The organism is Mucilaginibacter sp. AK015 (assembly GCF_014200785.1).
Classification (GTDB): Bacteria; Bacteroidota; Bacteroidia; order Sphingobacteriales; family Sphingobacteriaceae; genus Mucilaginibacter.
Map to the genome: position 1 here is coordinate 134631 of NZ_JACHCV010000005.1, position 13879 is coordinate 148509.

The window sequence follows — 13879 nt, forward strand, 5'->3', positions numbered from 1 at the left end:
AAGCAACCATCAATCAAATGTGCCCGTAACCTTATTAAACACTAAAACTATTTAACATGAAAAAGTACCTTTTAGGCATATCGTTTATGATAGCTGTTACGATCATCGCAGTTGCTGCCTGTTCAAAATCAGATAGCGGCAATACACCTACGCGCCCGGGTAACAACCAGCAAAATCCTCCCCCAACAACGGCCGATGCCACCGTCACCATAAAAGACTTTGCCTTTGGTTCTGGCTCGGTAACGATAAAGCCGGGGCAAACGGTTCAATGGAAAAATTCAGATGCCACGCCGCATACCGTAACTGATAACAACGGTGGTTTTGATAGCGGCACCATAAATGCCGGCGGCAAATTTTCGCATACATTTGCTACCGCCGGCACTTATACTTACCACTGCACTTTTCATAGTACTATGGCAACTGCAACGGTCATAGTTGCACCTTAACCGGCTAAACATAGCTATCGGGCGGGGTTCTGTTAAACAGAGCTCCGCTTTTTTTTTAAAACTATGGGGAATAACCGGAAATTTTTGGAATAATTTTTACTAATTACACACCAATAACGTAATTAGTACCGATCTAAATTTATCTATGCAGAAGCAACCTATTCCCAAAAACGAAATGGAGAGGGTCATCAGCCTTGCCGATTATGACCTTGATTACACCAGTTTCCAGGAAAATTTTAAGGACCTGGCTAAATTAGCCGCAAAAGTTGCGGGTACCGAAATATCACTTATTAACCTTATAGATTCGTACACCCAGTGGACCATTACCAATCACGGGTTGGATATTGAGCAAATGCCGCGCGAAGACTCGGTTTGCCAGTACACTATAGCAGGAAATGGCGGGCACTTTGAGGTGCCGGACCTTAGAGCCGACGACCGGTTTAAAGACAAGTTTTACGTGGCGGATGATCCAAGCCTGCGTTATTATTATGGTATACCATTAACAACCGACGATGGGCATAACCTGGGCGCGCTTTGCATGCTTGATAAAAGCGTTAAAACACTCTCGCCCGAAAAGGAGGAGCTACTGAAAATTATTGCCGGCGAAATTGTAAACCGCTTGAACGTACACCGGGTAATTACGGGTTTAAAAACCAAGTTGCACGAAGCCAACGAAACAAAAAAGAAAGTAGCGCACGATATACGCGGCCCTTTAGGGGGCATTATCGGCCTGGCGCAGGTGATCAGCGAACAGGGGAAAGAGAATGAAATTGACGAGGTGCTTGAATTTATTGAGCTGATACAGCGCAGCGGCCGGTCGTTACTTGAACTTGCCGATGAGATATTAACTTCAGATAAACCCGCGCCAGACCTTAAAGCCGACGAGTTCAACCTAATTGTGTTTAAAGACAAACTGCAAAAGTTGTATACTCCGCAGGCTATCAATAAAAAGATAATGTTTATCGTAAACACCTCGGCAAATTCTGCAACCGTACCATTCTCAAAAAATAAGCTGTTGCAGATAACAGGTAACCTGATATCAAACGCCATGAAATTTACCCCGGTTAACGGTAAGGTATTGGTTGATCTAAGCCTGGAGATTGAGGAAAGCCACAACCTGTTGAAAATAAGGGTAACCGACACAGGTATTGGCCTTAACCAGGATGCAATAGATACGATACTGCAAGGTAGGGCCGGGTCTACAAGCGGCACACTTGGCGAGCAGGGTTATGGCTTTGGCCTTGCTTTGGTTAAACACCTGGTAGATACCTTGCATGGCAGCATGTATATTCATTCGCAGCCGGGCCATGGTGCCAGCTTTGAGGTGATATTGCCGCAGGTGTGGAATTAAGCAACCGGTGAGAATTTTTAAACCGGCAGTGCAAACTGCCCGACAACAAGTAAAACTTTTTTAAAACAACGTTTGATGCATGTGATAATTTGATAACTTTACTATCAACCAACACATCAAACCGGTTACCATGAAAAAGCAAACCATTAGCAGGCGCCAGTTTATTGGCACCGGAGCCTTAGCGGCAACAAGTATACTTTTCCTTTCAAAAGCCTCATTGGCAAAAGCGGCCGTAAGCGGCGCAGTAAAACCGAATTCTGTAATAAATGGGGTGCAGATAGGGGTGATCACCTACTCGTTCCGCAGCATGCCGGGTACTGCTGAGGACCTGCTAAAGTATTGTATAGATTGTAACATTAACGCGATTGAGCTGATGGGCGATGCCGCCGAGGCTTATGCAGGTGCGCCAAAACGCGGGCAAGGCCAAAGCTGGACAGATTTTGCCCCCCAAATGGCCGAATGGCGAGCAGGCGTAACTATGGATAAGTTTAAAGAGTTACGTAAGATGTATAACGATGCCGGGGTTGCTATTTACGCGTGGAAACCAAACGCGCTTGGCGCTAAAAATACCGATGCCGAAATTGAGTACGCTTTTAATGCCGGCAAGGCGCTTGGCTGCAACCACGTTACCGTTGAGCTGCCCGACGAGGCGCAGACCAAACGCCTGGGCGACCTGGCCGCTAAACATAAAATGCTGGTAGGCTACCATGCCCATACACAGGCTACGCCAACTCTTTGGGATGCCGCGCTCGCGCAATCAAAATACAATGCTATAAACCTGGATATTGGCCATTATACTGCGGGTACCAGCAGCAGCCCTATACCTTTTATTGAAAAGTATCATGATCGTATCACCAGCATGCACATTAAAGACCGCAAGTTTAACAATGGCCCGAACGCGCCGTGGGGCCAGGGCGATACACCCATTAACGAGGTGCTGCAGCTGATGAAAAAAAACAAGTATAAGTTCCCGGCCACTATCGAGTTGGAGTATAATATACCTGCCGGCTCTGATGCAGTAGCAGAGGTAAAAAAATGCCGTGCGTATGCAGCCGATGCATTAAAATAATTGACATTTTTTGACACCTTTTAACGGATCGGTTCGTCTTGTACACGGATACATCGATCCGTTTAATAATGAAGCGCTAATTATATATGAAAAAACACCTGTACCTTTTTGTTATTGCTATACTGGCTGCCAGCTGTAGTTACAATGTATATGACATGAATCGAGGAGAGCTTAACCTCGCTAAAAAAGACACTTACCAGGTTGAGTACATGACCGATATTCCCCAGGGAACTACTGCAACCATTAGCTATACCGATAAGGATAACACCCAGCATATCGAAAAACTTTATACCGGCAGGTTAGATTACACGGTAGAGCTGCCATCGGGCAAAAGCTGTTATTTTACCGTGGATGTTGAGTTGCCCAAAACAACGCCGACAAGCAGTTTACATACCTTTGTAAAGGTAAACGGCGAAACCATTACCGACCAAACCCAAACCAATAGAAATGCGAAGTTCAGGTTTGCTTTTAAACTGCCATAAACCGTAATTAAATGTTATGCCGCGGTAATACCGGTAATAAATAAACCCAAATTATTATTTTAGCGGGATGTATCCGCAACTGCTTGCCCATGTAAAGCGCCAGGTGCAGCTAACCCCTGCCGAAGAACACCTGCTGTGCGAGACGATGGAATTGCTGAAATTTAATAAAAAGCAAATTATCCTGGAGTCCGGCCGCCATTGTAAAGGGGAATATTTTGTACTGAGCGGTTTGCTAAGGCAATACTATGTAAATGCTAAACTGAACGAGCAAATAGTGCAGTTTGCGTTAGAGAACTGGTGGATTGCCGATCATGATAGCATTGTTAACCATGTGCCTGCCGGTACTTATATCCAAACCATCGAAGCATCAGAGGTACTGCTGCTGCATAATAAAGACAAAGGCCCCTTGCTTGAAAAGATACCTAAACTGGAAACTTACTTCAGGCTAACAATGCAGCGGGCATTTATAGCGTCGCAAAGGCGTATCGGTTTTTTGTTTAACCAAACCGACGAAGAGCGGTACCGGTATTTCATTGGGCTCTTTCCTGATTTTGTGCAGCGCGTGCCTCAATACATGCTGGCATCATACCTGGGTTTTACCCCGCAGTTTTTAAGCCGGATAAGGGCTAAGCGATAGTGATTAAGTAATTAGAGATTGGGGCCTCACCAGATATACCAATCACTGATCTTTCATCACTGATCTCTAACCTCTATTTCTTAACCTCAGTTCATTTTTTGACGGGTCGTTTGTCTGCAACTTTGTGTTAACAAAAAACAAAAGACAATGAAAAGGACAAATTTATTACAGACCCTGCCTGACGCTTACAAAGCCATGAGCGCTTTAGAAAATTACGTTAACGGCACCGAACTTGACCCCATACATAAAGAATTGATAAAATTGCGCGCATCGCAGATAAATGGCTGCGCTTATTGCCTTGATATGCATAGCCGGGACGCACGCAAAATGGGCGAGACCGAGCAACGCATTTATACGCTGCGTGCATGGCGCGACACCCCATTTTTTAATGAAAAGGAGCAAGCTATACTTGCTTTAACAGAAGAGGTAACTTTGATAAACAAAGGCGGCGTATCTGATGATACGTATAACAAAGCCGCAGAGGTTTTAGGCGACAAGTATGTAAACCAGGTAATAATGGCCGCGATAACCATAAACGCGTGGAACCGCATCGCCATCAGCACGCACCTGCAGCCTGCTTTGCAAAAATAAGCCTGCAGTTATGTAAAAAAGCCATCAGCTAAATAGTTGATGGCTTTTTATTGGGATAATACGGCCTATTTAAATGCTGATATGTGTGTGGTTTTTATGCTTAATACAAACGATTTACCTACGCTTATTTTAAGATTTTTATCCCGCATCATCTCGTTGATGGCGTCGTCGGCTTTTAAGGCTTCGTACAGATCGCGCGCCACAGCCGAGCCGCTGATGTTGTTAGTTACCTTACCGTTTTCTATAGCGAGGCTAAAGGTATAACCAGATTTCCCCCTGTCGCCCGCCGATTCAAAATCGGTGATGTTCAGCTTAAAACTTTGATCTTCGTTGAGGCTTCTTTTCAGGTGCAGGCGTATAACCGGGATGTATTTTCTCCAGGTTGTCAGATATTTTCGTTCTTCCATGTGTACGGGTAAAGGTAGAACATTAAATCGGTTACCCTAATGTATCTACCTTTTCTCGATAAGCGGGAACTGCGAAATGCGTAAGCGTGTGCAGCCGTAGGGTATCAGCGTTAGCTCTTCTTCCTCTTTTGCGGTCTCAAAGTTCCAGATGGTGCTAAAAGGCAGCGGCCCGGCCATATTATTATATAATTGCCACGACGGTATACGCCTGCCCTTGGTTTTAAGCTGAATTGGGGCGTTTGCCTGGCTCCAGGGATAAGTGCTAACTGCTTTTACATCTACAATCTTATAGTTCTCATCCAATTTATTATCGGCAATTTTGATCAGGCCATAGTTCCAGGGGGTAGTAGGGCGTATTTCGGTATAGCTATCGCCATATACATCGGCATCAACGGTGTTTTTTACCTGTTTTACCTCTTCGCCAATTTTTAAGGCATAAACAATGGGCCCCCGCTGTATCGAAACAGAGTTTTCATATCCGGTGTTTTTAAATACATGCATGGGCAAGGTAAGTTCAACCACATCGCCGGGTTTCCACTCGCGGCTAAGTTTTATAATCTGGCCGGCACTGGCCAGCTGCTGTACTTTACCGTTTATTTTTACCGTAGCCTTGGTGCACCATGCCGGTACCCGCATGCTAAGCGGGAACGCCACCGCTTTTTTACTGCCAAAGGTGAATTTAATAGTTTCATCAAAAGGATAATTTGTTTCCTCTTTAAAGGTTACCGGGGTGTTATCAGCTACAAAAGCCTTTACTTCGCTGGCCGAGTAAACCAGCGCGGCCAAACCTTTGTCAGGTGTAGCATACCAAAGGTTCTGGGCGAATTTTGGCCAGCCCTGGTGCATGTTTGATGTACAGCAGGCATAACCCGTAAGTATGCCGTAACAAAGGTCGGTGCCATCGTGGTTAATGTCGAAATTACGGACACCTCTTGTGATCATCACCTGGTTAGCTTGCTGGAAATACTGGCGGCCAATAAAATTTTCGTCTATTTGTGTGGGCAATACGTTAAAGGCAACTTTTTCGAGATGGTCGGCATAATTTACATCGCCGGTGATGGATAGCGTATTTTCAAGCGTGTACATCATTTCTACCGCGCTGCACAGTTCCGAGCCCTGGGTAGGGTTATTGCCATGCAGCGATTCATCTCCGCCAAACATGCCCGGCACCGATTCGTTGTATTTACGCATATCGGCAAATCCTTTCATCATAGCGTCGGCATATTTCGCTGCCGGGTGTCGCTGATAATAAATTATAGGCTCTTTCATGCCTTCGGCAAGGTTAACGCCGTGGATGCTTCCATCGGTCAGCATCATTTCGGTGTTCAGGAAGGCATTTGTATAGTCAAATGTCTGTTTATGCAGCAGTTCGCCCAGGTCGAGCAGGAATTTATCACCGGTTTTGTTGTACAACCAGTAAACCATGGCCAGGTTATCCCCGCCGCGGTAACGTGCCCAAAACGTCCAGTGGTCCAGATGATTTTTTGGCAGTTCCTGTAACTGGTACTTAAAATATTTGGTCATGAACGGGATGATCCGCTTATCGCCCGTAGCCGAGTAATATTGCTGCATTACTTTCAGCATCACCATTTTGGGCCACCAATCCTGCGCGTTATCGCGCTGTATGCCGGCCTCCGGCCCCAGGTCTTTCGATGGGCCGAAGTATCCATCTGCCCGTTGGCTTTTCAGGCTCCATTCTATCCATGGTTGCACCTTGGCTATCAGTTCTTTATCTTGTAAAAGGTAAGCCAGCGGAACTAAACCGTCAATCCAGTAGGGGCCGCGTTCCCAAAGGTCGCCGTCGCCGCCAAGCCAGCCGTTACGTTTACCCATTACCAGCGGGTAAAGTTTATCCAGGTTACCTGTGGCGCCGGTCTTTTGGCGTACCAGCATTTCTCTTAGCCATCCCTGGGGTTTTATCGCGCCAAGGGGCAGTTCAATGTAAGGGTTTTGGCGCAAAGGTGCTTTAGCCTGCGTGTAGGCGGCGATCGAAGTATTGTTATTTTGTGCTATTGCATTTATACTAAAGGCTATCAACACGGCAAGGGCAGATCTGGTCTTCATAAAGAGTTTAGCGTTTGGTTAACTGAATTCGACTTTACAATAATAGTCAGTAATACAGTTAAAACAAAAATCGCTTCTCATATCATTTTAAATCAGGTAGTTGGTAAGCATAATAGAGGATTTTGAGTTTACGACAATAAAGTATCAGCATTATCGTTCAATATGTTCAACCCCGGCACGCATGAAGCCCGCACAATTGGCATCGCATATATCAAAAGCTGTTCCTGCAATTATTTTGCAGACAAGCAATGCCATGCCCGCTGCTGTACTCACCGGCTTTAAGCTCAGTTACGCTTTCTTAAAAACAAGTAAGGACTTTATTAAGTAAGCCCCAGCCATTTTTGGTTTTGGGGCCGTTTGTCAAAGCGAACGTTTTTATTTCCTTTTTAAAACTTACTTATGAATTTTGCTGCACCCCGTACCTGGGCAGGTATAGGTTTTATCCTGCTTTTTTTAATAAATGTCGGCCTTGTTATCGCAGGCCTTATTTTCGATAATCTTTGGTGTACCCTTTCGGGTATGTTGATGGCAATTACCCAGTTTTGGCTGCACGAGCGGTTGCTTCAAAAGCAAAACGCTTTAGCCTGCTATCCCCTTTTTTCTGATGCTGACCTGCGCATGGTTATCGGGCGGTCGCAAACACGTGTGCCGTTAAGTAATACCGGCGGCGAGGAAAGCGTTTTTGATTTCGGCTATCGATCCGTGCAATGCGGCGAAACTACCCTGCAGATAGCCGGCAATATGCTTTTTACCGAGATAGGCATGGGCAATTGCCGCATGCCCTATCGTATGAACCTGTTAAACATTGGCTTATCGAACGTTGATGTGCCCAACAAAGGCTCATTGCTGGCGCTGTCGCGCAGCGCAAAAACGAACGATTGTGCCATAAATACAGGTGTTGTGGGTATTGTGCCCGAATTGCTCAGGGGCGGGAGCGACCTGGTATGGCGGATAGACCGCCTGGAAGCGCTTTACAGAAACCCCGACGGATCGTTCAATGAAGCAGTATTCGGGAAGGCGGCAACCCGGCCATATATCAAAATGATAGAGGTTAAGTTAAAAGCGGCGCACTTTTCAGCCGATATTTCAGAAAGCTCTTTGAACTGCCTTATCACTTTCCTGGAGCGGATCAAAGTGCTGTCGGGTGGTAAGCCTACAGGGGTATGCCTGGCCGTGGCAGATCATGAGTTGGTTGCAAGGCTTTGCCATGTAATGGCATCAAACGTGGTTTACCTTGATTTTGTGACCATAGAAAGCACCCCTGGTGATGGTGATGTAGACGCGTTATTCGCCGCTATAAACGCCGCACGGCTTGCAATTGATGCGCAAGCCTTACCAACCAAGGTTATTGCCTCGGGCGATCTGGCAAAAGAACGGGATATATTGCGGGCAATTGGGTATGGCGCCCATGCCTGCTATAGCGTACGTCCTTTTCAGGTGTCGCTTGCTGCTGCCCGCGGGCTTATCAGGTCAACAACAAACAGTAAGGTGGCTTCGGTAACAGCTTTTCACCAAAATACGCTGGCGGCTACTATGCAGTTGATAACAGCCTGCGCAACACAACCGCAACAGGCGGTTGAGCAGGAGCCGATAAGCGCCGCCAACTAACTACTAATCACTAATCCATCCAGATATGAAAGCGCAATATTTAATCATGCCTGCAAAAGAGCATGAACTGTTAAAGAAGCATTGTAATCATGGCAACCTTTCTGATTACAATCTAAAAAAGCTTACGGACGAACTTGCCTCGGCCAGTATAATACCCAAGGATCAGTTACCCGAGGATGTGGTATGCCTTAGCGCGGCCATTCAATTTAAAGAAGTGCTTAGCGGTAAGCATTATGCTTTCAGTATTGTAGAGCCGCATGAGGCAGATATCAGGCAGCATAAAATGTCGGCGCTGGCGCCCTTGTCAATCGCTTTGCTGGGCTATCGTAAGGGAGCATTGGTTGACTGGCAGATGCCCGGTGGCATCATGACGTTTGAAATACTGGACGTGGTACAAAATGCCTGAATATTAAAATGAATTGTACACTTAATTTTTAACGTATGAAACAAATCATAGAAAACAGCCTGGTAGTAAGCGCCTTATTAGCACTAACGGTATTGCCGTTTATCGCTATCAACAGGCGAATAAAGAAGAAAAAGGAAGCCGAAATGATAGACAGGCTAAAAGAAGCTGCCCGTATACATGGCCGCAACTTGTCACGCTACGGAATGATAAACAGTATTTTGCTGGGTTGGGACGAAGAAAACCGGGTGCTTTTAGTTGCTGCGGAGGAGGATACGCCCGTACAAATAAGCCTCGACGAGGTTTCGCGGTGCTATACGCTAAAAAAAATGAATGGCCGCGATGTGCGTTCCGTAAGCCTTGAATTACTGGATGGCAGGGGCAGGGCGATTTACAGTATCCCTTTTTACAGGCAATTTGCTGATAGCGAAATCACCCTGAACAAAGCGCTTAAATATTCCGGTGAATGGGAATCGCTTATCACCGGCAGTATCAAACGCCAGGTTAAAAATGCTTTTAAAAGGCAGGAGTTGGAATGCTTGTAAAATGAGTAACTGATTCCTGCCTTGTAATCAGATAAAAAAACCGCCTTAAATAATTAAGGCGGTTTTTGTGTTCTCGATGAGATTCGAACTCATATCGACGGCTTCGGAGGCCATAATTCTATCCATTGAACTACGAGAACAATATTTGCGCAAATATAGAATATTTTGATGCTACTGTTTCCCAATTCCTAAAATTTGTAGGGTTTTGTAGTCTTTTAAGCCATTGAAAAGTTTGCAGCATCGCTTCATTTAAGTAAGTCGTGTACGATAAAATTCCTTTTCACAGTTAAAGCAAATATCAAAGCGGTATGATTTACAAATTGGAACGACGTTTGCATATAACTATACAGATAAAACATCAAACAATGGATAGCGTGAACACAACAAAGACAATAGAGCGATTGAAGGAACAAACATTCCGCTATCAAATAATCTTAAATGCTTTTAAGGCCAATTGTATTATCATGCAAAATAATTTGCAAAGGCTGGAGGCCGCGATAATTCGTTCTAAAGAAAAAGCTGCAGCTTTAGCCGACAAAAAACTTACCGAACAGTCTGTATTAAATTAAATCCACCAGTTTAAAAGCCAGACATCCTAATTTAAAAAATCTGTGTTACCATTTTATCCGGTGCATCAAGGCGGGTGCTTTTGCGGGTGCCGTTAACCGTCATGTGCACAATGTTCAGCTGATCGGCATACAGGCTCTGCAGCAGGGTTACCTGCGCGTCAATTTTTTTAGGAGTAGCGATCTTGCCCGATTCCAGGTATACGTTTACTGCCTCCCGGTTTATCTCGAACCCAAGGTATGACAGGGGTAACGCCGCGGGGCTTGTTTTTAATTGCAGGTGGCTGTTAATGTAATTTTTCACCAGGGCATCCATCGCGGCGTGCATATCGGGTTTGGACAGGTCGGCTTTGGTGTGGAATTGCTTTTCGAGCGCCAGCTCAAAATCGTCTGTAAAAATGGTGCATATCACTTCCAGCTGACTGTCTTTAGCGTTAAAGTTCACATCGGTAGTGCTTACATGCAGCGGGTGAAATTTGGCGCCGGCAGGCGTTTTAGTAAAAAACAATCCCGTTAAAATGTAACAATATAATAGAGGTTTACCTAAAAAAGCCGTCATAACGCCAGTGAAATTCATTTATGTTTAAAAGCTGTAAATTTACGCTTTCGTTAAAGAAATATTATGTCTGATCTTGGTTTTTATTTCGGGCTTGGATGGAAACACATTATCAGTACCGATGCGCTTGATCACCAACTGTTTATATTGGCGCTGGCATCGGTTTACACCTTTAAAAATATAAAACAGGTACTGATACTGGTTACTGCCTTTACCATAGGCCACTCGTTAACCCTGGCGTTGAGCGTGCTCGATGTGATCCGTTTCCCGGGCAAGTGGGTGGAGTTTTTGATACCTTGTACCATTTTTATTACCGCAATAAACAACCTGTGGCGGGTAAATAAAAAAAATGGCAGCGTTAACGTAAATTATTGGCTGGCCTTGTTCTTCGGGCTGATACACGGAATGGGGTTCGCAAACACCATTCGTATTATGCTGGCGCGCGACCAAACCATAGGTTGGGGGCTTTTTGGCTTTAACCTGGGGTTAGAAGCCGGGCAGATAGTGGTGGTTGCCGTAATATTGGTACTGGCCTTGCTTTGCATCAATTTTATGAAGGTAACCCGGCGCGACTGGGTGTTTTTTATATCAGCAGGTGTTTTTGCGCTATCGGTACAGATGGCGTTTGAAAGATTGCCATTTTAATTTAAATTTGATTTTTAAACGATAAACTATGAAGCGAATTTTTACGAGCTTTTTTCTTTCGGTAACTATTGCGGGTGCGGCCCTTGCCCAGGATATACAAAACAACCCCGGCAGCAACCACGGCAATAAGTTTGAGCAGTTAGGCACTATTTTAAGCACGCCTAATGAACAACGGACGGCCAGCGGCGCACCCGGCGCAAAGTACTGGCAGCAGCGTGCCGATTATAACATTAAGTGTGAACTTGATGAGAAAAACTTAAAGCTAACCGGCAGCGAAACGGTTACTTATTACAATAACTCGCCGGATCCGCTTACTTATATCTGGCTGCAGTTAGATGAAAACGAACACAATAGCCTCAGAAACGCCGGCTATCAAAACAGCTCGGGCATGCCAAGGGCCACCACTACCCAAAACGTAGATAAAAACGACGCCCGCAACAGCGATGCCGATAACGGCCTTGGTGATATGATCACCAAATTAACCGATGCCACAGGCAAAAACTTAAAATACACCATCAATAAAACCATGATGCGCATTGACCTGCCAACACCTTTAAAACCGGGAACGCAGTTTATTTTTAACGTTGACTGGACTTACAAAATTACCGACCGTATGACTGTTGGCGGACGCGGAGGCTACGAATACTTTCCCGAAGATGGCAACTACTTGTTTACCATGACACAGTGGTACCCGCGCCTTTGCGTTTACAGCGATTTTCAGGGCTGGCAAAACCACCAGTTTACCGGCCGTGGCGAGTTCGCGCTTACCTTTGGTAACTTTCGTGTACAAATGACTGTACCTGCCGACCATGTAGTTGGCGGTACCGGCGAATGTATCAATTACAGCGCTGTATTAAGTCCTGCAAGGCTGGCACGCTATAATAAAGCAAAAACATCGGCAACACCGGTTGAAATAGTGAACCTGGCAGAAGCAAAGGCAGCAGAAAAAGCGCCTTCGACCGCGAAAAAAACATGGGTATTTGTTGCCAATAACGTTCGCGATTTTGCCTGGGGATCGTCGCGGAAGTTTATATGGGATGGTATGGGTGCAAAAGTTGGTGGTAAAAATGTAATGTGCATGAGCTATTATGGCAAAGAGGCTTACAACCTGTACAGCAAATACTCCACCCGTTTGGTAGCTCATACGGTTAAAACCTATTCTGATTTTACCATCCCGTACCCATATCCGGTAGCGCAATCTGTTGAAGCTTCAAACGGTATGGAGTACCCCATGATATGCTTTAACTATGGCCGTACCGAAAAAGACGGCACCTACAGCGAAAGTACCAAAAATGGCATGATCGGCGTTATCATTCACGAGGTTGGGCACAACTTTTTCCCGATGATCGTGAATAGCGATGAGCGCCAGTGGACCTGGATGGACGAGGGCTTGAACTCCTTTGTAGAATATCTTACCGAGGAGCTTTGGGATAACAAGTTCCCGAGTAAAAAGGGTGCTGCGTACACCATTGTTGATTACATGAAGTTACCAAAGAACGAACTGGAGCCGGTTATGACCAACTCTGAGAATATTGTTCGTTTTGGCCCTAACGCATATTCTAAACCTGCTACCGCGCTAAACATCCTGCGCGAAACCATAATGGGGCGTAAGCTTTTTGATTACGCGTTTAAAGAATACGCGCGCCGCTGGGCGTTTAAACACCCAACGCCAGCCGATTTGTTCCGCACCATGGAAGATGCCAGCGGCGAAGACCTGGATTGGTTTTGGAGAGGATGGTTTTACGGTACCGAGCCGGTTGATATCTCTTTAGATTCGGTTAAATACGCCAAAGCCGACCTGGATGCCAAGCTGCCTGCCATGAGGCAGCGTGGTGGTTCGCCAAGGGTTGCTGCACCGGCGGTAAATACCTTCGAAGATATTTCCAAGGTGCGTAACCGTACTGATAAGAATATCAGGTTTCAAACAGACCGGGATACTGCTACGCAGGATTTTTACTGGAAATATGATAGAGGTATGGTAACCGTTGATACGGTTAAGTTTGCTGCTATGGTTAAAGCACAGCCTGCGCCGCAGCCCTTTGCTATTGATCAGTTAACTGATGCTGATAAAGCTAAATACAACAGCAAATACTTTTATGAACTAAACTTTAGTAATAAAGGTGGATTGGTAATGCCTATTATAGTTGAGTTTACCTTTAAGGATGGTACTAAATGGACCGACCGTATCCCCGTACAAATTTGGAGGCTTAACGAAAAGACAGCATCTAAATTTTACATCCATGATAAAGAGGTTGCCTCTATAAAGCTTGACCCTATGCGCGAAACCGCTGATATTGATGAAAGCAATAACTATTGGGGTAAAATGCCGGAACCATCAAAGTTTCAGTTGTTTAAACAAAAAGTAGGTGGGCCGGTGCGCGGCCAGTCTGTGGGTACCAACCCAATGCAGGTATCATCATCAAAATAATCAGATAAAACATAAATAAGAAAGCGCCCGTTAGCTAACAGGCGATTTTCTTGTTTATAATATCGAACAACGAATGTTTAA

16 protein-coding genes and 1 tRNA gene are annotated in these 13879 nt (G+C 45.3%); 13 read left to right on the top strand and 4 right to left on the bottom strand.

Annotation, left to right across the window (positions count from 1 at the left end):
* Positions 1-56 precede the first annotated feature (56 nt).
* The 6 genes from HDC91_RS17965 (at position 57) to HDC91_RS17990 (ending at position 4576) form a co-directional block, all read left to right on the top strand.
* Positions 57-446, top strand: coding sequence for a plastocyanin/azurin family copper-binding protein (locus HDC91_RS17965; RefSeq protein WP_183554538.1), 390 nt, complete (start codon positions 57-59; stop codon positions 444-446).
* Positions 447-591: 145 nt separating this feature from the next.
* Positions 592-1797 carry a GAF domain-containing sensor histidine kinase gene (locus tag HDC91_RS17970; RefSeq protein WP_183554540.1) on the top strand — a complete coding sequence of 402 codons (1206 nt, stop codon included), beginning with the start codon at positions 592-594 and terminating at the stop codon, positions 1795-1797.
* A 130-nt stretch (positions 1798-1927) separates the two neighbouring features.
* On the top strand, positions 1928-2866 hold the full coding sequence (locus tag HDC91_RS17975; RefSeq protein ID WP_183554542.1) for a sugar phosphate isomerase/epimerase: 939 nt from the start codon (positions 1928-1930) through the stop codon (positions 2864-2866).
* 86 nt (positions 2867-2952) lie between these two features.
* Positions 2953-3348 (top strand): hypothetical protein, encoded by a 396-nt coding sequence (locus HDC91_RS17980; RefSeq protein ID WP_183554544.1) that lies wholly within the window; start codon positions 2953-2955, stop codon positions 3346-3348.
* A gap of 67 nt (positions 3349-3415) precedes the next feature.
* Positions 3416-3985 (top strand): Crp/Fnr family transcriptional regulator, encoded by a 570-nt coding sequence (locus HDC91_RS17985; protein ID WP_183554546.1) that lies wholly within the window; start codon positions 3416-3418, stop codon positions 3983-3985.
* A 147-nt stretch (positions 3986-4132) separates the two neighbouring features.
* A complete protein-coding gene (locus HDC91_RS17990) occupies positions 4133-4576 on the top strand; it encodes a carboxymuconolactone decarboxylase family protein (protein ID WP_183554548.1) in 444 nt (147 codons plus the stop codon).
* Positions 4577-4641: 65 nt separating this feature from the next.
* Here HDC91_RS17990 and HDC91_RS17995 read toward each other — a convergent pair whose 3' ends face one another.
* Both HDC91_RS17995 and HDC91_RS18000 read right to left on the bottom strand, forming a co-directional pair.
* Positions 4642-4983, bottom strand: a complete 342-nt coding sequence (locus HDC91_RS17995; protein WP_183554550.1) for a hypothetical protein — start codon at positions 4981-4983, stop codon at positions 4642-4644.
* A gap of 45 nt (positions 4984-5028) precedes the next feature.
* Positions 5029-7047 (bottom strand): beta-L-arabinofuranosidase domain-containing protein, encoded by a 2019-nt coding sequence (locus tag HDC91_RS18000; protein ID WP_183554552.1) that lies wholly within the window; start codon positions 7045-7047, stop codon positions 5029-5031.
* A gap of 181 nt (positions 7048-7228) precedes the next feature.
* On the opposite strand from HDC91_RS18000, the gene HDC91_RS18005 reads away from it, so the two are divergent.
* The 4 genes from HDC91_RS18005 (at position 7229) to HDC91_RS18020 (ending at position 9603) form a co-directional block, all read left to right on the top strand.
* On the top strand, positions 7229-7375 hold the full coding sequence (locus HDC91_RS18005; RefSeq protein ID WP_183554554.1) for a hypothetical protein: 147 nt from the start codon (positions 7229-7231) through the stop codon (positions 7373-7375).
* 71 nt (positions 7376-7446) lie between these two features.
* Complete coding sequence (locus HDC91_RS18010) at positions 7447-8655, top strand: hypothetical protein (protein ID WP_183554556.1); 1209 nt, start codon at positions 7447-7449, stop codon at positions 8653-8655.
* Positions 8656-8680: 25 nt separating this feature from the next.
* Positions 8681-9061, top strand: coding sequence for a GreA/GreB family elongation factor (locus HDC91_RS18015; protein ID WP_183554558.1), 381 nt, complete (start codon positions 8681-8683; stop codon positions 9059-9061).
* 35 nt (positions 9062-9096) lie between these two features.
* Positions 9097-9603: a hypothetical protein gene (locus tag HDC91_RS18020; RefSeq protein ID WP_183554560.1), complete on the top strand. Its 507-nt coding sequence runs from the start codon at positions 9097-9099 to the stop codon at positions 9601-9603.
* Positions 9604-9671: 68 nt separating this feature from the next.
* Here HDC91_RS18020 and HDC91_RS18025 read toward each other — a convergent pair.
* A tRNA-Arg gene (locus tag HDC91_RS18025) sits at positions 9672-9743 on the bottom strand.
* A gap of 225 nt (positions 9744-9968) precedes the next feature.
* Between HDC91_RS18025 and HDC91_RS18030 the strand changes: the two genes are divergently transcribed.
* Complete coding sequence (locus HDC91_RS18030; protein ID WP_183554561.1) at positions 9969-10172, top strand: hypothetical protein; 204 nt, start codon at positions 9969-9971, stop codon at positions 10170-10172.
* Between the two features lie 31 nt (positions 10173-10203).
* Here HDC91_RS18030 and HDC91_RS18035 read toward each other — a convergent pair whose 3' ends face one another.
* Positions 10204-10677, bottom strand: a complete 474-nt coding sequence (locus HDC91_RS18035) for a DUF6702 family protein (RefSeq protein ID WP_183554563.1) — start codon at positions 10675-10677, stop codon at positions 10204-10206.
* Positions 10678-10791: 114 nt separating this feature from the next.
* Here HDC91_RS18035 and HDC91_RS18040 point away from each other — a divergent pair, with 114 nt between their 5' ends.
* Positions 10792-11370 carry a HupE/UreJ family protein gene (locus HDC91_RS18040; RefSeq protein ID WP_183554565.1) on the top strand — a complete coding sequence of 193 codons (579 nt, stop codon included), beginning with the start codon at positions 10792-10794 and terminating at the stop codon, positions 11368-11370.
* A gap of 28 nt (positions 11371-11398) precedes the next feature.
* On the top strand, positions 11399-13798 hold the full coding sequence (locus tag HDC91_RS18045) for a M1 family metallopeptidase (RefSeq protein ID WP_183554566.1): 2400 nt from the start codon (positions 11399-11401) through the stop codon (positions 13796-13798).
* Positions 13799-13879 lie beyond the last annotated feature (81 nt).